The sequence below is a fragment of the Sphingobium sp. genome, from assembly GCF_049304695.1.
In the GTDB taxonomy this organism is placed as follows: domain Bacteria; phylum Pseudomonadota; class Alphaproteobacteria; order Sphingomonadales; family Sphingomonadaceae; genus Sphingobium.
Genome location: NZ_JBAQOK010000083.1, coordinates 1 through 18871, shown reverse-complemented (window position 1 = coordinate 18871; position 18871 = coordinate 1). Strand labels below are relative to the sequence as shown.

The window sequence follows — 18871 nt, the reverse complement described above, 5'->3', positions numbered from 1 at the left end:
GCCTGAAATTACCGTGATCTGACTCATCGCACCGTCCCTAGTACCGGTGCAAACACCGGCGCTTGCACCGGTGCCATCTCGAAATATCAGCCGATCACCGCAAGGTGGCCCTCACCGGAGCGATACGCTTAACGTAGCGCAGCTCAGCCTACAAAAATCAGTGTCATCTTTCCGTCACGCACCTTAGAGCCATCACATGCAGACATGGAAAAGCTGGTGGGTCGGTATATTTCGTTGGATCAGGCCAAAATCCAATGGCTTGCGCGTAGGTCGCCGTACAGCGGCCTACATCAGGGCCGCCAATGCGGAGCGCACGCAGCAAAACTGGGCAAAGGCCGCTTCCAATTATCACATGGCGTTAGCCATAGAGCCCCATTTGCACCATCTATGGGTCCAGCTCGGCCACGTGGAGAAGGAAACAGGCGCCACTGATCGGGCAAGGAGCGCTTATGAAGAAGCGGCCCGCCTAGAGCCCCAAGACGTCGAACCTTTACTTCACCTTGGCCATATGGCCAAGGCTTGGCAGCAACCTGCCGAAGCCGCTGCTTATTTCCTGCGAGCACTGCAAAGTGATGGCCGTAATCTGCAAGCCATTTCAGAACTGGCGCGCGTGATGCCGGATCGCCACCATGTGGATACCGCTTTCTGGGTTTCCGCGATGGCCGTGTTGAAAATCGGCGATAGGATAGCCATGCCCGAAGATGTGGAGCCTTTACCCGATCATCCTATAATGTTCGATGTCACCGATCTGCTTGCCTTCTTCGGGCAACGCCGGCTGCCTACTGGCATCCAGCGGGTGCAGATAGAAATCTCTCTTGCCCTTATCGGCGGTCAGGCCGACACCCAGCCCACATTCTGCATCTATTCTAGCGCACGGCGGGGTTGGATCGCGTTGCCACCCATCGACTTCCAAATATTATGCCGCTTGGCCAAGCAAAGTGACGACGGAGACGATCCGCTGTGGATCGATCAGCTGTTTCAGATTTACCGGATGATAGCGGTGGCGCGGACAGTCAGACTGCCGCCTGGAACGACCCTTGTGAATCTGGGAACCTCTTGGTCCGACCGCAATTATCTGCTTGATGTCCGTACCGCTCGCGCACGGGCGGGCATAGTCTATGTACCGCTGGTGTTCGACTTGATTCCGCTGATTGAGCCGACTTGGTTCATGGGATCGCTCGTGCGCGATTATCGGGCTTGGTTCGGGTCTCTGCTTCATTCCGCCGATGGATGCCTAGTTATTTCACAAGCCACGCGCCAAGACTTGCTGGATAAGGCGACTGAACGAAAAGCAACCATTCCCTTCAATGCCGTGCCGGTGGTCCCGCTTGACGGTAATTTTCGGCAAGATGCCGCCGATATTGTGGCTTTGCAGACCTATGGGCTGGATCCGCAATCCTATGTCCTGCTTGTATCCACGCTGGAACCCCGAAAAAATCATATCGGGGCATTCCGCGCGTGGATGCAGTTGGATGCGGTACTAGATGAGGCAACATTACCGCATCTGGTCTGCGTGGGCGGGCGCGGTTGGCTCAACGATGAACTCCACCAGATGCTGCACGACAACCCCAGGTTGCAGAAGATGGTGCATATTTTCCATGGCGTACCGGATGACAGGCTCGCCATGCTGTACGAACATTGTCTGTTTGCGCTTTACCCCAGCTTTTACGAAGGGTGGGGCCTACCCGTGTCGGAAGCCCTGTCTTATGGCAAGGTTCCGGCAATTTCAGCTGGTTCGTCGTTGCCGGAAGCCGGAGGGAGTTTCGCCCGATATTTTGATCCTTATAATGCAGACAGTATCGCTGCCACGGTCCGTACATTGCTGAACGATGAAACCCGCAATGCGGCCGAGATAGCCATTAAAGATGGCTATGCGCCGCGCACCTGGCAGCAGATCGCTCAAGACCTGCTTACGAAGGCGCGAACGGTTACGCCGCGCGATTTGGACAGTTTACCTCACCTCCCGGGACCCGGAACTTGGTTTCTGTCACTTTCCGGTCAAGCCAATGATAATATCATGTGGGGTGAACCTCTGCGGCATGGCCATAGCTGGCAAGCGCCAACCAGCGCGGGCTGCCGAGTCACAGGCGATGATGCAGCCTTGTGGTTCTACTGGTCTGGCTGCTCTGGCGCACAGCTGCATATTCATGTCGCTGCTGGCCATGACGCTGCTTCTGTCAGCGCCAATTTGAATGAGTTTTCCTGCACGTTTCAGGGGAACGGAGATGCGACGATCTTGTCGTTTCCCCTGCCGGACGTGCATGGTCCTATCAAAGTTGCTTTGCGTTCCTCGGGCAAGGATCTGGTCGTCGAAAAGGTGGAAATTACGAGCAAGGGACACGCCCCGCTTCGCCCATTCAGCGCTCCAGCAGCAGCATGACATCGTCGGTCGGGGGGGCTGCAAGGATCGCCTCCCGGTCGATTGGCTGCACCCCTTCCTCCAGCGTTATGACCGACAGGCTAAAACCGTCCGAGAGAATCTGATCGATGAAGGCGCCCGGATCGGCATAGCGCACCCGGGCAAATTCGAGCACGATCGTTAGTGGGCGACCATGTTTCAGGATTTCCGACATGCCTTGCCAGATCGTCATTTCGGACGTGTCGGCATCTATCTTGATGAGGTCAGCATCATATAGTTCCGCATAACTGTCAAGCCTACGGGTCCGGATGAAGCGCGTTTCGATCGCATCATCCGTCGCTGCAGGATGATCCGCAGGGAGAAGATGACCGTTTTTCGGTTCATCGGTCGGCACGATCAGCACCACATCAGCTTCTGCATCCGCCAAGGCCTGTTCGTGAACTGTGGCAATGCCGGAAAAACCGTTGAGCGCGAGGCTCTGCGTCATCCGGCGCGCCAGATCAACATTAGGCTCAAAAGCATGAACCTGGCCAGTTTCTCCCACCAGATCCGCCATCAGCAGCGAAAAATAGCCAAGGTTAGCACCAACATCGATTACCTTCATGCCCGGTTTGACCAAGTGAGCAAGCAATTCCGTCAGCCACATTTCCCAGTAGCCATCGAGAAGCAGATGGCTCGACAACCCGACATCCGTTGTGTCGATGATCATCTTGTATCGACCCAGCACCCGGCATAAGGACCGCTTTCCCCCTAGGTATGCGTTGGTGCAAAGTTCGCGGATCACGGCTTCATTGCGTTGCCGAGGACGCGTAAGAAGGTGATTAAGGTGAAACAGGCGAATGCCGGTATCGTTCGCGGCCCCATGGCGAAACCGAGCGGCGACGTTTGAGAAATAGGTAATGTGCTTCATATGCTCGCCCATAAGCCAAAGCCGAGGATAAAGCGACAATGGAAGGGCTTTAGGATGTATCCGATTTTCAAGCTACTTATAACAAGGTTTGTTACATCCACCGGGACGAGCATATCGTGGTAAATTTGTATTCTATCGAACTCCGTCTCACGTTAGAAGCCTTCGCATGAACATGATTTCAGACACTTCCGGATCTACCGGCGATCGCGGCTTCTGGCGTGGACTGAAGGTTCAGGGGAATGTGATCGGCGCGCTGTTGATGCGCGAACTCCATACTCGCTATGGCCGCGAAAATATCGGCTATCTCTGGGTTTTCCTGGAACCATTCAGTCTGGCAAGCGCCGTTGCCCTGCTTCATCTGGGGCATGGTTTGCCGCATGGCGGCATTCACCCTGTTCCGTTTTCTATCCTCGGATACACGTTGTTCATCATGTTCCGCGGCATGGTGAATCGCGCCGACGGTGCATTAGAATCAAATATGCCCCTTCTCTATCATCGTCGCGTCACTATTTTTGACATGATGTTAGCGCGCGACCTGCTTGAAGGCGTCGGCACCATAATGTCGTTTGCTGTCTTGATGGGCGTAACAATCTCATTAGGGTGGGCAGAACTACCAGCACGCCTATTCGAATTGTTGACAGGCATTGGCTTATTATTTTGGTTTTCCTTTAGCATCTCCCTGCTAATATGCGCTTGGACATATAATAACAGTCTTGTCGCTCGTTTTGTTCATCCTATCACATATATCCTGATGCCTGTGTCCGGGGCGTTTTACCAATTATCTTGGGTGCCTCAACCATATAGAGAATGGCTGACATGGTTTCCTCTCACCACCATTTTTGAGCTTTTGCGATACGGTCAGTTTTACACTGCCAAGGATACTTACGTCGATATTCCATATATCATTGGCTGTTGCTTATTACTGACATATGCCGGGCTCACGTCTATCAAAGCGACCAGACGTCGCATTCATCTTCAGTAAGGTGCAGATTTTGGATCACTCCTCCTCAACATTTCAGTCTCGGCTGATCGGGTGGCTGCGTAAGCATCGTAACTGGTGCCTGATCGTATTGCTCCCTACCGCCCTAGTCGCGATATATTATTATGCCATCGCTGCTAATCAGTATCAGTCAGAGGCACATTTTGTCGTCAGGACGTCAGATACGCCAACTGCTGCGCCCAGTGGCTTAAGCCAAGCGTTGACGATGGTGGGTGGAGCTTCTTCCGAACGCGATGCCATGTTGGTCGCGGATTATCTGGAATCGCATGATGCTGTCGAAGCTCTCCAATCCCGGGTTGAATTGGCTCAACGGTTCCGCAGGCCAGAAGCTGATCTTGTATCGCGCCTCTGGTTCACGAACCCGAGCCCTGAACAGCTACAAAAGTATTTTAAGGGAAAGGTTGACGTCAATGTCAGTTCTGAAACCGGCATTACGACGTTAAAGGTTCGCAGTTTTCGGCCCGAAGATTCTTATCGCATTATCCAGGAGCTGCTGAAGCTCAGCGAAGGCCGCGTCAACACACTCAATCAACGAAACTATGCCAATGCGATCACTCTATCGCAGCGCCGCGTACAAGAAGCAGAAACCAATTTGTCGCAAGTACAACGCCAAATCACGCAATTCCGGCGGAGCGAACAGGATTTTAATCCACAGGTGACCGGCGCGTCACGGACCAGCATGGTATCAGATCTTCAAGGTCAGCTTGCTGTTGCACGCGCGCAGGAAGCGTCCATGGCCGCAGTGGTCAAAGCCAATAGCCCACAATTGGTAGCTTTGCGTCGTCGAGTAGCAGCTCTATCCAGTCAGGTTGCAGCTGAAACCAGCAAGCTGTCCCAGGGTCCTGGGAATGTGGCTTCAGGCATGGGTGCCTATGAAGGCATCAAGGTACGACAGGAAATGGCCGGCAAGCAGCTGGAAATCGCGTCTGCCTCGCTTCAGCGCGCCCAGGATGACGCGCGGCGCCAACAGCTGTTCGTCGTACCCGTAGTTGATCCTAACATGCCGGTCAAAGCGCTGTATCCAGAGCGTACCAAGACCGTGATCACTGCCTTCCTCGCCTTGGCGCTTATCTATGGCATCGGCTGGCTGATCACTGCAGGTGTGAAAGAGCACGCCGCGTAATTTTCATGGCATGCCCGGCACTTAAAAGCGTCGGGCATGCCATAACTTTACCGTGTCGCGTTCTGTACCGCGATGACTGGCGAGAATAACTGCCCTAAAGCCTGAACCAGTTTAAGAGGCTGATTGGCTGAAGCATTGCCGATGTAGATCAAGTCCTTATCCCGCATCACAAAACGCTGCGCTAGAAAATAATTCTGCGCCTGCATCATATCGATGCGGTAAGCGAGCGGGACTGCCACGGCCGTTTGGCCAGCACCAGATTGTTCTGCGTCTGCCGACTGGTTGATATTCGGGGCAAGGCGGAAGACAAACACCGACCTTGGATCAGCGCGGCCGTCATTAGGTCCGCCCGCACGCGCAAGCGCTTCGGCAAGCGTCAGGATACGGCTTTCGAACGGAATCTGGGATATCCGGTCCAGCGCGCCAAAAACGGTGAAAGTGCGGGGTTGACGGATCAGTTCGATCCGATCCCCCCCGAGTAGCAGCAGGTCATCAGCCGAACCGGCAACAATGCTGTCAAGCGCTTGTTCGGCTACCCGGCCAAGCCGTGTGAAGCGAACGATGACGTCTTGGGCGCCAGTCCCTGTGGCGGTCGATGAACCGGTTTGCACGGCGCGGTTGATCCCGCCTCTTTCTGCCACCGCATCCAGCAAACGTTCCCGCGCCAGTGTAAGCGGCATACGCCCCGGATTAGCTACGTCCCCCATGATGACGACTGCATTGGCGACATTCCGGCGAAGGGAAACAATGACTTGAGGGCTTTGCGATTTATCCCGCAAGCTTGCCACGATCCGATCTTGAACCTGGGACGTCGTAAGGCCCGCAACTGCAATAGTTCCGACATAGGGCAAGCTGATGTTGCCATTGCGATCGACTACGACGCCGCTGCCGCCCATCGTTTCGTTGCTGGCGGACAATCCAGTTTCGCTGTCAGCAGATGCACTGGCGCCGCCGATATTCGCGCGCCCTCCAAAAAGCGTTACGCCAACCTCATAGATTTCAATGGCAAGGATATCACCCGGGCCGATCTGATCGACCTCGCCACTGGCAGCCAATGATGCCAGCATGCCAGTCGGATTCTGTATCGACGACAATGGCCCAATATTGTCCGGAGCGATGTCCACGATCTTGAAGCCGATGGCGTTCTGTTTCGTCGCACTCTTGCTTATCTGGCTTCCGGTCGGACCATTGCGGGGTAATGTCGTGCAACCGCCTAACGCCGTTGCAGCAAGCAAAATCAATTCTGGACGTATAGGTTTCACCCAACGCTTAACGTACATAGCATTACTCCAATGCTGCGTCAGGGCAGCCTTCGCAAAATAATCAGTGGGTCGCATTTAGTTGCAGTTCGAGCTTTTCTGCCAAGTGCTTAAAGCTTGATGATTTTCCCGTAAAGTTCGCCGATGCGATTGGCAAAAGCTGTACGGGAGAATCCAGCAGCTTGGGAAGGGCCTTCCATTGCAAGGCGGGTGCGCAGATCACTATCTGTATCCAACTTGCGCATGGCACCTACCAAACTGTCAATGTTATAGGGATCGACCGAGAGCGCCGCGCTGCCGGTCACTTCAGGCAAAGCTCCGGTGATACTCGACAATAACGGCACCCCGGCGGTGAGTGCTTCCAGCGCCGGCAGGCCAAATCCTTCATACAGAGCAGGGAAAAGACAGACCTTTGCACCATGGAGCAGATCGCTCAGCAATGTCCGCGGAACATAATCGATGCGCCGAATCCGATCGACTCCGGGTAGTTTGCGGCCATGTGCGGTGCCAAGCAGCTTAAGTTCACGGTCGGCATGCCATGCCTCCGCCCCCACGATAACCAGAGGGGTAGCGATGTCCGCTTCCAGATAGGCCTGGATCACACGGCCCAGATTTTTCTTCGGCTCGATAGCGCCAAGGAATAGGAAATAGCCTTTCATCTCTAGATCAAAGAGCTTGTGCAGGCGGTTAGGCAGCGCATCAGGATCGCGGAGCGCGGGCATATCGCTGGCCTGATAGCAATTGGTGACCTTCTCAGGATCAGCCTGCATCAGTTCGATGATATCAGCGCGCGACTTTTCCGACACGGTCACCAAATGATCTGCCTGCGCGATGCACGCGCGAATAAGCTTGTTATAATAGCGTTTGTCTTCGAGGCTGGCGCGCGGGAGGCGCAGCGGCACCAGATCGTGTAGGGTGTAGACGTTGCGGGCACCCGCCAATCGAATAGGCAGGGGATAAGTCCAGTGCATGACCAACGGTGGATTTGGTATCCTTACCGTCATGAACTTGCCGTACCGGCGAAAATGGCGGGCGCAGACGTCATAAAGCTCGGCCCGATTGAACAGCCGCTCGAACGTGGGCAGTCGGTCTCCGCCCTCCGATGCCACCGTGCGTCCGGTGACAGGAATCTCGATCATATGGTGTGTAAAGGGATGTACCCGCCAGCGCCGCATTCGCCGGCGCATGGTCAAACGATATGGAGGGTCGGCGCCCAGTTGCCCGAAGAACAGGGACTCCCGAAGATCGTCATCCGCCTTTCGCGGAATATTCACACCGAAAAGCAGATCTACCGGGTAGCCCAGTTCCGCAATCGCCGCAGCCAGATTGCGTCCATAGGTCGCAACACCGGTCCCTTGCGGCATGGCCAGATTATATCCGTCAAGGCCTATACGAATGGCCGCCGAGCTATTGTCAGTCATGCCATCCCATACAGCTTTAAAAGCCGTCGTGCATAGGGTTCAAGTGCAAAGTGCCGCGCTCTTTTAAGCCCCAGTGCGGAAAGGCGATCCCGCAGTTCTGCGTCGCCATCGATCGCGGCCAATCCTTTGCGTATCTCCATTAAGTTGAGCGGATCGACAAGCAGCGTGGCGCCGCCGCCCACTTCCGCCAATCCCGGCACATTAGCAGAAAGGACAGGCGTCCCTAGCGTCATCGCTTCCACAACCGGTAAGCCGAAACCTTCTGCTAGAGACATCAGGATCAGAGCACGTGCTTCAGCAATTAACTGAACTACTGTGTCTCGTGTTTGGAGCTCAAACCGGATCGCTCCACGAGTTGCCGCGATATGTGCGTTGATGGACGCAGCATCAAGGCCATCAGGCCCGGAAATAACCAGCGGAGTTGTAATTCCACTGGTTTTATAGGCTTCAAGCAGCCGGATCAGATTTTTCCGGGCTTCAACGGCGCCTACATATAGAAGATAGTCACCCCTCCTAAGACCGTTAGGAAGCTCTGTTCCATTCCTCACACTGGGGACGTCGGCGGCCTGATGACAAGTAGCTATCTTGTTCGCTGGCCATCCCATGCGCGCAACGATCTGAGTGCGTGCAGTTTCCGATACAGTAACGAAATCACCCCCTGAAGCGCACAGGGCATCAAGCATGCTCCGAAGTCGGGGACCGTTGACCGGACTCGGGATATCCGGGTCAAGCGGAATCACGTCATGGACCGTGTAAAGATTGCGCCATCCTATGGCCTTCAACGGTAGCGGATAAGACCAGTGCATGATGCCGGGAATACCAGGCAGGCGGATTGGCATTGGGCGCTTGTATATGCTGAAAAACACCTGCGCTTCACGAAAAATATCACGCGCCTGGAAGGCCTGTTTATTAATGGACGCAATACGATTCCATGGGCGCAACGCCGCCAGCCATTTGATATTGCGCGACCGATGCTCCATCGGCCCACCATCCTCCAACACAAGGGTGGGCTGCCCGACAACCTGCAGGGCCGCAATGACCGTCCGGGCATATTGCCCGACTCCGGTACCAGCGCCGCCATCCTTCAGCATGCGTCCGTCAATACAGATAATCGCCACTGGTTCGTCCGGTTGTGACAGCATTGATTTCCCAAGCCGACAGCGATGGTTACTAGAGCATGTTACTACCAAGGTGGAGAAACATGCCCTGTTTTCGTATTTATACCTAGCGGATCATGCTGTCCGCTCCTACGGTAGCTTCAGATTGTTAGGTCAACTAGGCTCATTGCCTCAATCAATTCCTGCCTAGCTACCAGATTTTCTGGACGAGCAAATCCGATGTAGCGAAGCCCAATAACAAAATTGCGATTGTCCCCTGTATAGGCGGGGTAAGATCCAGTTACATTAAAGCCAATTTTAATAAATCCATCCGAATCAACCATTACGGCTAATTTTATCTTCTCTCCATTACTTATGTCTTGCAGTTTTATCTGTGTAGTTTCTTCATCCGAAACAATATCGGATATGCTGAGCAGACAATCCTGTGCGCCAGGAGCAACAGACAATGTCACATATAAGAGAATTGAGGTATCTCTTTCCCCCACTACCGGGACAGAGATGACAGGGTTTGGTCCTCTCAACCATAGACCATGATCTTCTGGTGCATATAAGAACGACGATTCAACGAGAATTCGGTTTAGCTTTTGAAAATAAAGTTTGGCGTTGACCAGATTTCCTGGAGATGCTTTGAGAGACAGGGCCCGGCCCTCTTTCAACCCTATAGCTAGAGACGTGACGTCGACATCCTGATAGACTTTTACCTTATCCAGAAAGTCTGCGCCGACGTCATGCCATGTTCGTGCCACAAACTTGGTTCGAATATCTTCAACACGTTTTTTCCGATAGGCTTTATTGGTGATCATGTGACGGAAAACATCTGTTCCCTCGGTAAGATTGAATGGATCGACATAATCCACCAAATCTCCGCCAACTTCAGGAATTGATGAGGTATTTGAAGCAATACATGGGCGTCCGTGAAACAAACTCTCTCCGATAGGAAGGCCCCAACCTTCCACGAAACTCGTGAAAACCGAAAATTCACAATTGGCGTAGACAGCGTTTAATTCACCGTCAGAAAGATTGTGGGCGATGTGGAGACGCCCATCAAGATTGCCGGTGGCTGACAGAATATCGGTCAGTGCACCGATTTTCCAGCCATGTCGCCCGACAAAGACAAGGTCGGGAACGTCTATACCTTCGGCGATCAAGCGTCGCCAAACGTTGACAACATAGATGTGGTTTTTCCGGCCTTCGATAGTTGAAACATAAGCGACATAGCGCTTACCTTTGACCCGTCGCAATTGATCAGGCCAGTCAACAGCATCGTCGGCGACACGAGTAAGATGATGCGCCAGCGGCACGGTCGCCATAGGAATTGGCCGCCCGCCATTTTCCGAGATAAATTCTGTAAGAGCTATCCGCGTCGCGTCAGAAATCGTCAATATGAAATCTGCGGCAGCGCAAAGTTCGCAAATCGCCATTGAAAAATCGGTGACCAAAGCCTCATCACAGAACTCAGGATGAGTAATTGGTATGATATCATAGACATAGGCGCCTATCCGTACGCCATCCCGTTTAGACTGTATGAAATCTCTGACGCTATTACCTAGTCCCCAGAATGCGCCTAACAGAATTATCGTACTACCTCGTAACGGCTGCACGCGCTCAGCTGCATCCTCGCATGCCATCACCATCGCACGCAAAATTTCATGCTCAACATGCTTACCTGAGGCATAGTCGATAATTTGCAGAACCTGCATATTGTCAACCATCCAGAACTCGCCTGAAGGCAGCGCCGGTGCATGTGAAATCGCGTTGCTCAGAATGAAACGGACATCAACGGCTTCATCCTTTATAGCGTGTAGCGCTATACCTGCCTGAACGCGCTGAATACCCGACATTGTTACATGGGCTTTGAGATACCCGAACAGATCCTGGATAGCGAAGAAGACCGTCCCATTGCCCAATCCCGTTGCACCCGTCAACTTACTATCGCGCCTTAGGAAGCGGATATTGCGTATAGCTTCAGTATTAGGCGCAATATTATTGACTCGCTCATAAGCGGCGAGTGCGTCTTCATTACGGTTTAAGCGCCGCAGAATATCTGCCAAGTGAATATTGGCATCGACGTCATTCATATCCAGATCGACGGCCGCTTGATAAGCTTTTGCAGCTTCTTCCAATCGTCCCTGTTCTTTCCAGGCATGACCAAGTTGAACCCATATAGGCTGATCAGCGCAATTAATTGTGAGATGTTGCGTATAAGCTTGAGCCGCACCTAACCAATCCTGCACATCACGGCACTGATTACCTTTACGACGATAGCTAAGCTTTTGCTTGTTATCTAATATTTTAGAAAGCACGTTATGCTCCGAGTAGATCTTAAAAGGTAAAAGCCGTGTCTAGCACTTTCTGCACCAAGACCCACCGTCCCGCAAGCTAAGAGCCCAGGACAGTCACCATTTAATATGGATGATTATCCCATGTCTGGTTGCTTGGCTGATCACCCTAATAGCGAGCAGGCTGCCCTCATTAAAGACCATGTTCAGGCTGCCAGGCAGGCCAGATAAGTTTGCATCGGCTGCAATGTGTCACAAGCCGGCTTCTGAAAAAGATAGCCGAAATACCCGTCTTGTCCGGTCGGCACATCGCCGTCGAACAATTGGTCTGGTTCTACGATCGGGCGGAGTATGCAAGGCTCGATTGGCTTGAACAGTTCAGGGTGACAATAGGTCACGAACGCGCCGTACCAAGCAAACTCATAAGGGCTGACAGCGAGCAGACCACAAAAGTTCGCATAGCCAAAAGCTGCCGCACGATCTTCAAGGGCCAGGCAAATATCTGAATCAAATATGCCATTACATCCGATATAATGATATTTGAGAGATGCTAGGTCCGCGCTGAAATGCGCATCAATCGCATCAAACGCCTCACCTGCTGGAACTATGGCACCTCTCAACCAACATATCTCACCTGTGTTGATAAAGTGCTGATTTATCTCACCTCGGACTTGCGGACGAGCGGTAGTGCACAAGATTCCGTCGCGGAACAGGGCAGCGCCAAAATCGAAAGGTCGCGTAAAGAATTGGGCCGAATCGCATGTGAGGTAATGGCGCGACAAGCCGAGTTTGGAAAAGGCCAATTTGACAACCTGCTGCACGTGCCAACCGTCAAAATGCGCGGGTGGCACATTGTCGGCTTTCTCCAGAACCCAATCTTCATACAGGATGATCGGCAATCTTTCAACGAACCCTGTGACAAGAGCGCTATCAAACAGCCTAGCGAATAACGCCTCATCCTGTTTGGGAATAACAAGATAGAAAGGAACTTCAGGCTTCACATAGGAAAGATAGGATCCAAACAATATGACGGACCAGTGCGCATCACTGGCATAGCTCTTGTTCAAAAGAGCATAATCCCGGTCAGGGTTCCGTTCCTTAATGCGAACGCCTTGGAATTTTAATCGTGTATCATCAGCAACCGTCACACGGATTTCAAGGTCGCTGACGTCTTGGGGTATGTGCAGAGAAAAAATCGTGATGAGGCCAGGTCCAGCCTGGGCCTTAATGTCGGCTCTCACAAACGCTTGCATGCCAGAATTGTGAACCACATCGATAACCGTGCCAGCGCCGAAATGTTCGACCTCGCCAAGGACAGCCACGGTATAGATGCCGGCTTTGCATGCACGAAAGGGGCCACAGACAAGAAAGCCCGATTTTCCAATCGCTTGTATTGACCTACCGTCTAATTGTCCGTTCAGCACAAAGCTTTCATAATCATTAACCGTTAGGTGCATTGCATCACCGTAAACTTATTCCCTTCTAGGTCCGGCATCATCATCTTTAGAAAAGCTTCGTCTTTGGGAGCGCGCATCTTAGCAGCCCAGGCTTTTTTCAGGGGCAGACAGTCGTGCAAAAATGCGAGCCGTCTATCCTTCAAACCAACCAAGGGCCGCAGACAAAGTTCCATGCCTAAAAATAGCCTGCGTGACAACCTCCATCAGCATTTGCTGTCCGCTACAACTATCTAATTGTCGATCGTCGGCTACGACAACAACATCTTTCGCGGCGCTATCCAACTGTGGGGCTAATATCAAAACTCTCTGATCCCGTCTCAAGCACCACTCGCACCAGATTTGGGCAGTAGCGGCCGAGCCATTTGGCGATGACGTCGGGATTGCTGGCCAACACCTCGCGCCGCAACACAGCGCCTTCGCCATCAACCACGCACACATGCGTGGTCTTGTCACTCACATCCAGTCCTGCGTAGATCGACATGGTCACCCTCCTGCATTGAAGCGTTCATGCGACTTCGTACCATACAGGAGGGTGGCTACATCAATTACGCGGTGTCCCATTTTTGCTAGAAAGCAGGCCGACATTTCACTCCAAAAAGGGGGGATCATATCAGCCTGCCAGATTGCGTCATCAATCGGTCACCGCCTGTGCCGGTCGATCAGTTTGCGCAGACTATCGACCGGAATTAGCGTCGATGCGCCAATCTTGACGATGTCGATATCGCCGGACTGGATCAGTTCGTAGAGTTTCGAGCGCCCGATGCCGGTCATTCTGACCGCCGCTGGAATACGCACGGTGAGCGGTTCGGGCTGGGGGCAGACAGGGTCTGGCGGGTCACCGGACATTTGCGCGGCCGACCCACGACGGGTCTTGATTACATGTACCATGTTGCTGTTCCTTGAAGCTGAGAGGTGTCAGGCCGGAGTGGCCGGTCTGCTGGGACCGTCGGGCCTGCTGACCGTGTGAATGCTGACCCCAATCAGGGGCAGAATACGTCGAACCTCGTCGCTCTGTCGGCGGTCCGGCGCTGGGTTGGCCGCAAGCGGCGTATTGCTATTGCCTGCCGGCTTATCGACTTCCGTCCTGGTCCGGTCATCGGGTGGCGTGGCCTCGTCGCCTGTGTCGATCACGACTGTCGCCTGCTCATCCAGCCGGACAGGCGGACTGTGCCGTTCGACAAAGCCGGGCTGGATGCTGTCCGCCTTGAGATAGCGATCCCTGAACCGGATGACCGGAAGATCGCGACCGAACCGCAAATAGCCGGTAAGGTTGGGCAGATTCATGACCTCGGTCGGCATAACCAGCGGCCGGGTCACCTGCACCCGCGAGAGGTTGACCCCGTCGCGCATGTCATTGACGCCGTAGGACATTCCCTCATTGGCTTCGACCTGTTCCACCTGACCGAGATTCTCGGAGATCAGACGCGCCGTGCCCCGGTCATTGGCCCGCAACGCCACCCAGGTGGAACAATAGCCGGTAATGGCGGCAGCCTCCTGCGCCCCATAGGTCGCCTCCAGCTGGGGATAGCTCTGGAACCCCAATATGCCACAGCCGCCATATTTGCGGGCACGGGCAAGGAAGTCACCAAGCGAGGGCAGCTTGTGCAGCGAAGGCAATTCATCGATGACGCAATAGAGCCGCCGTTTGCGGTCCGGTGCCATGCTCATGATCGCGGATATGGCGATGTCGAGCCAGACCGTGATAAGGGGGCGGAGTGTGGGGAGCTGGTCGGTTTTGACGGTGATGAACAGCCAGCTGTCATCCTTCTCGTCCGTCACCCAGTCGCGGATCGAAAGCCCGGTCTGCGTATCGTCGAGATAGGCGAAGCTGCGCAGCATCGAGGCCAGCTCTGCCTGGATACCGGCAGAGGTGCGCTCCCCCTCGACCGACACGAACGCCGCACCGTTGGTGCCCGCGACAAAGGCGGCAAGGGATTTAAGGTCGGAGCGCACCAGGACGTCGAGCATGACCGACACCAGCATCCGCCCTTCCGTCACCAGTTTGCGCATGACCGCCACCATGGTGCCGCGTGCGGCCCGCGCCCAGAATGGATCCTTGCCCTGTTCGGGTATGGTGGACTCGGCCATCTGATCATAATGATAGTCGCGCGGCACGTCGGCCCATGGCGTCCAGGCGTGCGATCGCATGTCGAGCGGGTTGAGGATGATGTCCTTGCCCGGCCGGTAGAAACGCTCGACGAATGTACCGGCGGTATCATAGACGATCGCCCGCTTGCTCTGCGCCCGGATGCCGCTCAGCATCTCGTTGAGGATATTGGTCTTGCCCGTGCCGGGCGCACCGCTCACCAATATATGCTCGGCCTCGAAGGCGGCCGGGATACGCACCTTGCCGACACGCAGCGGTCCCTTGCGCTGCCAGAAAAGCTGACGGCGCAGGTCATTCTGTTTGGCCAGCCGTGCCCCGCGCAGATATTCATTGGAGCCAAGACCGCGCCCCGTGCGGGTGAAGGTGAACCAGGCGATCAGCAGCATGGCGAGGGTCACGCCGCCCGAGACAAGCGCACCCCAGATCGCATGATGTTCAAGTGCGGCCAGGGCCTTGTGTGCAACCCCTGATCCGATCAGCGCGTTCCCGCTGGTCCAGTAGGTCTGGCCCTGCGGCGTTGCAAACAGGACGGGGGCGTCCCCTGGCATATTACCGCGCATCGTCGCCTCTGCGATCTTGCGCAGCACATAGCGTTCATAGGCCGTAAGCGCCTCAAGGATGTACCAGATGATGCCGATCATCCAGATGACGAGCCCAGCCATGACGGTCTGGAAGAAGACCTGCGTGGTCATCCGGACATTATGGACAATGGCCTGGCCGCCCCGTGTCCAGGAGCCAAGCGTGTCGTTGCGGAAGATGCTCATTGCGCGTCTCCCATCCCGACATCGATACGCCCGACTTGCGCGAGCGGGTCTTTTGCCGGATCGAGTAGGCCCCGCTCGCGCAGGAGATGGCGGGCGTCAGCCATGCCGCGCTCGGCCATTTGAGGCGAGATGTGCGCGGCGAGCGCGGCGAGAATGGCAAAGCTCTGAATGGTGACGCTGAGCAGTTCATCCTGGCTGCTATGGACATAGCGGTTTCCAGGATAGGCAGCCTCCTCGATGAGGGGCCGCACAAATTCCGACATGGAGAGATTGGCACCGGAGGCGCGAATGCGCAGCCTTCGATGCAGGGCCTCATCGACTTTTATCGAGAGTGTTCGCATATTTGAGCACACCTACTTAAAGGCCTGCCCGCCACGGACGACATATAGCACAGGACGGAAAGCCGCGCACCTATGTGGCCATCGTCACCATGGTGCAGTAAATGCCATACAAGGCCGGGGGACATAGACGCCGCCTGTGTCCGCCAGGATATGACCGGTATGACGCCTGCAATATCATGCTATTACAAGGATATAGCGCATTTTACCCACGCTGCCTGTCACACCGGTATGACGCACAAACGTCCACGGTATGACCGGTATTACCGTACAACCCATTGTTATTGCTATATTTTATGGCGCAGCACCCGTGCGTACGGTGCATTACAATATGCCCACCGGGCATGCGTCATGACTTCGCATGAGCCTGCGAATGCGCCCGCATCAAAATCGCCTCGGGCGGCGCCAACGGCCGGTCGAATCAGACGATTTTGCCCAACGTCGCGAATCTGTTTTTGCGCCCGCACTCAGTCCTGAAATGCCCTCTGCCCTGTCGCAATCATGGATCCCCGCATGTCCCAGGGATCGGTCCTCGCCATCACACTAGTGCAACCCGGCAAAAGGCGCCAATCGCTGCCGGACATGAAAATGGCGCCGATCCAGGGGGGAAGGATCGGCGCCGGGGGGTATGATCACAAACGGGCCAGTCCTGATTTCGATCCATGCGCATCGCACATGCCTTTGCCCGCCATGACACAGGGCGATCTAGCCGGTACAGCGCCGACTCTATTCAGGAGAGAGCATCATGCTGGCCGCGCGTACCTACAGCATATCGATCGATCGCAACTGGCAGACCCTGTATGAGGCGATCTGGCGGCCCGAAATATTCCCCAAATGGGCATCGGGCCTGACCGAATCCGATCTTCGCCGGGGCGGAACCGGGTGGATCGCCGATGGCCCGGAAGGTCCGGTCACGATCCGCTTCACGCCCCATAACGACTATGGAGTGATGGACCATGTGGTCGAGACAGGGGATGGACAGGAGGTCCATATTCCCCTGCGCGTCATCGCCAATGGTGATGGGGCAGAGGTCATGCTGACGCTGTTTCGGCAGCCCGGCATGACCGACGAGGATTTTGCGCGCGACGCCAAATGGATCACCCGCGATCTGCGGGCACTCAAGACCTATGTGATCGGCTGAGCGCTGCTTCCAGTTCCGTGATCCGGGCGCTGCACAGCGCCCCGACCGTCACCTGCAGCATCGTGACGCGCTCGGCCAGCCAGTCCAGTTCCTCGGTGGTGATGGCATATTCGCGGGAATAGCGCGCCTTGATGTAGGCTTCGCGCAACAGATTATAGGCGCGCTTTTCGAACTTGCTGTCGGTCGGCCAGATGGTGCGCAACTGGGGTTCCAGCTGCTCGGTCTGCGCGCGCAGCCGGTTCAGATTGTGGGTTTTGGGGCTGTACAGTGTGCGGACCAGAAAGATGCAATGGTAAAGTCGTTCGGTCGCTTGATGAAGGAGGAAAGCAGCGAGTTTTTGGTCCCCATCGCTGATGGCATAGCTTGAATTGCGAATGAAACCCGCAGCGCTCTTCGACCATTCCTCAAAATAGTCCCGCGTTTCCTTGAGGGCTTCCCTCGCCGATAGCCGCTTGGGCTCCACGAACGGATGTCCGGGCTCCTCATGCAGCAGGATGCTGTCGCGCAATATATCCATGAAGAAGTAGCGCCCAAGGCGCAGCTTCTCGTTCACATCGTCAAGGCTGTGATAGACCAGCCCGACCGGCGTACGCAGCCGCGTGCCCTCGGCCAGTTCCTCCAGCAGCCGGTCCTCGGTCTTTGTCCAGAATTCCGCAATGTCGGTCAGGTCTTCATGATCGACGATGACGAGAATGTCATAGTCGGAGAAATAACGCCCCACCGGATCCTCGACCCAGTCGCCACGCGCATAGCTGCCGAACAGGATGATCTTGAGAATCTGTCCATTGCGAAAGCGGGGCTGGGTGCGATGGCGGATGGCCTGCGCAAAGCCCTCCCTGACGATGTCGACGACATGACCAAGCTCCCGACGCTTGGCGTCGGGCAATTTTATGTCTGGGTCGCCGAGCCTCTTCATGATGCCGCGCAGAATCGCGGCAAATCATCGCCTTGCCAAGCCCTGAAAGCGGGCAAGGCGATCAGAAGCGGTTATTCTCGCGCCATGGCGATGGTTCGTAGCGCCCGGCGCATGTGACGGCGCACCTGCCAGAGGAATATCCGTTCATGTCGGGCTATCTCGACATAGCTCATCTTCTCCACTTGGCTGAGGTACAAAATCAACTTAGTGCGTTCCGGAAGCCGCTCGAACGCGGCCCTGACGCGGGCTTCATCCTCGGGGCTGCGCTCAGTCATGTTCGCCTCCCTGATCGGGCGTGAAGGCCAGCAGATAGTCGGCGGCCTTGCTGGCCTGACTGGCGGCACGGAAGATCGCCTTGCTGTCCTCGCGCAGGACAGACAGCCAGGCGCCCAGATAATCGGCATGGCGCACGGTTGGTACGATGCCGAGTTCCGCACACAGGAAGGCGCTGGCCATTTCGGCGATCAGTTCCTCGCGCGCATAGGCTGGGCTGCCAAAGCCGCTGTCGGGCAGGCGATCCAGCCGCAAGTGATGTCCGGTCCAGTGCCCCAGCTCATGGTAGGTCCCATCCATAACGTGTCCTTTCTGTCCTCTTCTGCCAATCAAGCAGGACACATGATCCGAGCCCCCTCTTCTCTGCCGGACAGGGAGGGCCCGAGGGCCCTCCCTGTCCGGTCGC

Annotated in this window: 16 protein-coding genes and 1 pseudogene; 4 read left to right on the top strand and 13 right to left on the bottom strand. The window is 55.2% G+C overall.

The window, feature by feature from the left end; all coding sequences use genetic code 11:
- The first annotated feature begins 196 nt into the window (after nucleotides 1-196).
- Nucleotides 197-2380: a glycosyltransferase gene (locus WA070_RS16125; RefSeq protein WP_422634950.1), complete on the top strand. Its 2184-nt coding sequence runs from the start codon at nucleotides 197-199 to the stop codon at nucleotides 2378-2380.
- On the opposite strand, the gene WA070_RS16120 is transcribed toward WA070_RS16125, so the two are convergent.
- Entirely contained in the window at nucleotides 2358-3269 is a 912-nt protein-coding gene (locus WA070_RS16120; RefSeq protein WP_422634949.1) for an FkbM family methyltransferase, read from the bottom strand. The two genes, WA070_RS16125 and WA070_RS16120, sit on opposite strands and share 23 nt — an antisense overlap.
- 166 nt (nucleotides 3270-3435) lie before the next feature.
- Between WA070_RS16120 and WA070_RS16115 the strand changes: the two genes are divergently transcribed.
- Both WA070_RS16115 and WA070_RS16110 read left to right on the top strand, forming a co-directional pair.
- Nucleotides 3436-4251 carry an ABC transporter permease gene (locus tag WA070_RS16115; RefSeq protein ID WP_422634948.1) on the top strand — a complete coding sequence of 272 codons (816 nt, stop codon included), beginning with the start codon at nucleotides 3436-3438 and terminating at the stop codon, nucleotides 4249-4251.
- 10 nt (nucleotides 4252-4261) lie between these two features.
- Nucleotides 4262-5392: a lipopolysaccharide biosynthesis protein gene (locus WA070_RS16110; protein WP_422634947.1), complete on the top strand. Its 1131-nt coding sequence runs from the start codon at nucleotides 4262-4264 to the stop codon at nucleotides 5390-5392.
- Nucleotides 5393-5439: 47 nt separating this feature from the next.
- Here the strand turns inward: WA070_RS16110 and WA070_RS16105 are convergent, their stop codons facing one another.
- From WA070_RS16105 to WA070_RS16065, 9 genes are all read right to left on the bottom strand, one after another.
- Nucleotides 5440-6729, bottom strand: coding sequence for a polysaccharide biosynthesis/export family protein (locus tag WA070_RS16105; protein ID WP_422634946.1), 1290 nt, complete (start codon nucleotides 6727-6729; stop codon nucleotides 5440-5442).
- 32 nt (nucleotides 6730-6761) lie between these two features.
- Nucleotides 6762-8072, bottom strand: coding sequence for a glycosyltransferase family 4 protein (locus WA070_RS16100; RefSeq protein WP_422634945.1), 1311 nt, complete (start codon nucleotides 8070-8072; stop codon nucleotides 6762-6764).
- Nucleotides 8069-9214 carry a glycosyltransferase family 4 protein gene (locus WA070_RS16095; RefSeq protein ID WP_422634944.1) on the bottom strand — a complete coding sequence of 382 codons (1146 nt, stop codon included), beginning with the start codon at nucleotides 9212-9214 and terminating at the stop codon, nucleotides 8069-8071. The genes WA070_RS16100 and WA070_RS16095 overlap by 4 nt, the downstream gene beginning before the upstream one ends.
- 116 nt (nucleotides 9215-9330) lie before the next feature.
- Nucleotides 9331-11493 carry a glycosyltransferase gene (locus WA070_RS16090; RefSeq protein WP_422634943.1) on the bottom strand — a complete coding sequence of 721 codons (2163 nt, stop codon included), beginning with the start codon at nucleotides 11491-11493 and terminating at the stop codon, nucleotides 9331-9333.
- Between the two features lie 182 nt (nucleotides 11494-11675).
- Complete coding sequence (locus tag WA070_RS16085; RefSeq protein WP_422634942.1) at nucleotides 11676-12926, bottom strand: DUF6492 family protein; 1251 nt, start codon at nucleotides 12924-12926, stop codon at nucleotides 11676-11678.
- Nucleotides 12927-13200: 274 nt separating this feature from the next.
- Nucleotides 13201-13407 carry a hypothetical protein gene (locus WA070_RS16080; RefSeq protein ID WP_422634941.1) on the bottom strand — a complete coding sequence of 69 codons (207 nt, stop codon included), beginning with the start codon at nucleotides 13405-13407 and terminating at the stop codon, nucleotides 13201-13203.
- 158 nt (nucleotides 13408-13565) lie between these two features.
- On the bottom strand, nucleotides 13566-13814 hold the full coding sequence (locus WA070_RS16075) for a helix-turn-helix domain-containing protein (protein ID WP_422634940.1): 249 nt from the start codon (nucleotides 13812-13814) through the stop codon (nucleotides 13566-13568).
- Nucleotides 13815-13841: 27 nt separating this feature from the next.
- On the bottom strand, nucleotides 13842-15797 hold the full coding sequence (locus WA070_RS16070) for a type IV secretion system DNA-binding domain-containing protein (RefSeq protein ID WP_422634939.1): 1956 nt from the start codon (nucleotides 15795-15797) through the stop codon (nucleotides 13842-13844).
- On the bottom strand, nucleotides 15794-16138 hold the full coding sequence (locus WA070_RS16065; protein ID WP_422634938.1) for a CopG family transcriptional regulator: 345 nt from the start codon (nucleotides 16136-16138) through the stop codon (nucleotides 15794-15796). Before WA070_RS16065 ends, WA070_RS16070 begins: the two co-directional genes overlap by 4 nt.
- Before the next feature lie 742 nt (nucleotides 16139-16880).
- Between WA070_RS16065 and WA070_RS16060 the strand changes: the two genes are divergently transcribed.
- The gene (locus WA070_RS16060; protein WP_422634937.1) at nucleotides 16881-17276 is read left to right on the top strand and encodes a polyketide cyclase; all 396 of its coding nucleotides are present in this window, start codon (nucleotides 16881-16883) and stop codon (nucleotides 17274-17276) included.
- Here the strand turns inward: WA070_RS16060 and WA070_RS16055 are convergent.
- The 3 genes and pseudogenes from WA070_RS16055 to WA070_RS16045 all read right to left on the bottom strand — a co-directional run.
- Nucleotides 17254-18192, bottom strand: coding sequence for a HEPN domain-containing protein (locus tag WA070_RS16055; RefSeq protein ID WP_422634936.1), 939 nt, complete (start codon nucleotides 18190-18192; stop codon nucleotides 17254-17256). The genes WA070_RS16060 and WA070_RS16055 overlap by 23 nt on opposite strands.
- Before the next feature lie 71 nt (nucleotides 18193-18263).
- Nucleotides 18264-18467 carry a sigma factor-like helix-turn-helix DNA-binding protein gene (locus WA070_RS16050; protein ID WP_422634935.1) on the bottom strand — a complete coding sequence of 68 codons (204 nt, stop codon included), beginning with the start codon at nucleotides 18465-18467 and terminating at the stop codon, nucleotides 18264-18266.
- A pseudogene (locus WA070_RS16045) lies at nucleotides 18460-18750 on the bottom strand (zincin-like metallopeptidase domain-containing protein); the annotation flags it as partial. The gene WA070_RS16050 and the pseudogene WA070_RS16045, both read right to left, overlap by 8 nt.
- Nucleotides 18751-18871 lie beyond the last annotated feature (121 nt).

What these genes read in the sequence shown, in the direction of transcription:
- WA070_RS16120 (WP_422634949.1), bottom strand. Translation starts at nt 3,269, where the DNA reads ATGAAGCACATTACCTATTTCTCAAACGTCGCCGCTCGGTTTCGCCAT.
- WA070_RS16050 (WP_422634935.1), bottom strand. Translation starts at nt 18,467, where the DNA reads ATGACTGAGCGCAGCCCCGAGGATGAAGCCCGCGTCAGGGCCGCGTTC.
- WA070_RS16060 (WP_422634937.1), top strand. Translation starts at nt 16,881, where the DNA reads ATGCTGGCCGCGCGTACCTACAGCATATCGATCGATCGCAACTGGCAG.
- WA070_RS16065 (WP_422634938.1), bottom strand. Translation starts at nt 16,138, where the DNA reads ATGCGAACACTCTCGATAAAAGTCGATGAGGCCCTGCATCGAAGGCTG.
- WA070_RS16085 (WP_422634942.1), bottom strand. Translation starts at nt 12,926, where the DNA reads ATGCACCTAACGGTTAATGATTATGAAAGCTTTGTGCTGAACGGACAA.
- WA070_RS16080 (WP_422634941.1), bottom strand. Translation starts at nt 13,407, where the DNA reads ATGTCGATCTACGCAGGACTGGATGTGAGTGACAAGACCACGCATGTG.
- WA070_RS16115 (WP_422634948.1), top strand. Translation starts at nt 3,436, where the DNA reads ATGAACATGATTTCAGACACTTCCGGATCTACCGGCGATCGCGGCTTC.
- WA070_RS16095 (WP_422634944.1), bottom strand. Translation starts at nt 9,214, where the DNA reads ATGCTGTCACAACCGGACGAACCAGTGGCGATTATCTGTATTGACGGA.
- WA070_RS16125 (WP_422634950.1), top strand. Translation starts at nt 197, where the DNA reads ATGCAGACATGGAAAAGCTGGTGGGTCGGTATATTTCGTTGGATCAGG.
- WA070_RS16105 (WP_422634946.1), bottom strand. Translation starts at nt 6,729, where the DNA reads ATGCGACCCACTGATTATTTTGCGAAGGCTGCCCTGACGCAGCATTGG.
- WA070_RS16075 (WP_422634940.1), bottom strand. Translation starts at nt 13,814, where the DNA reads ATGGTACATGTAATCAAGACCCGTCGTGGGTCGGCCGCGCAAATGTCC.
- WA070_RS16070 (WP_422634939.1), bottom strand. Translation starts at nt 15,797, where the DNA reads ATGAGCATCTTCCGCAACGACACGCTTGGCTCCTGGACACGGGGCGGC.
- WA070_RS16100 (WP_422634945.1), bottom strand. Translation starts at nt 8,072, where the DNA reads ATGACTGACAATAGCTCGGCGGCCATTCGTATAGGCCTTGACGGATAT.
- WA070_RS16055 (WP_422634936.1), bottom strand. Translation starts at nt 18,192, where the DNA reads ATGAAGAGGCTCGGCGACCCAGACATAAAATTGCCCGACGCCAAGCGT.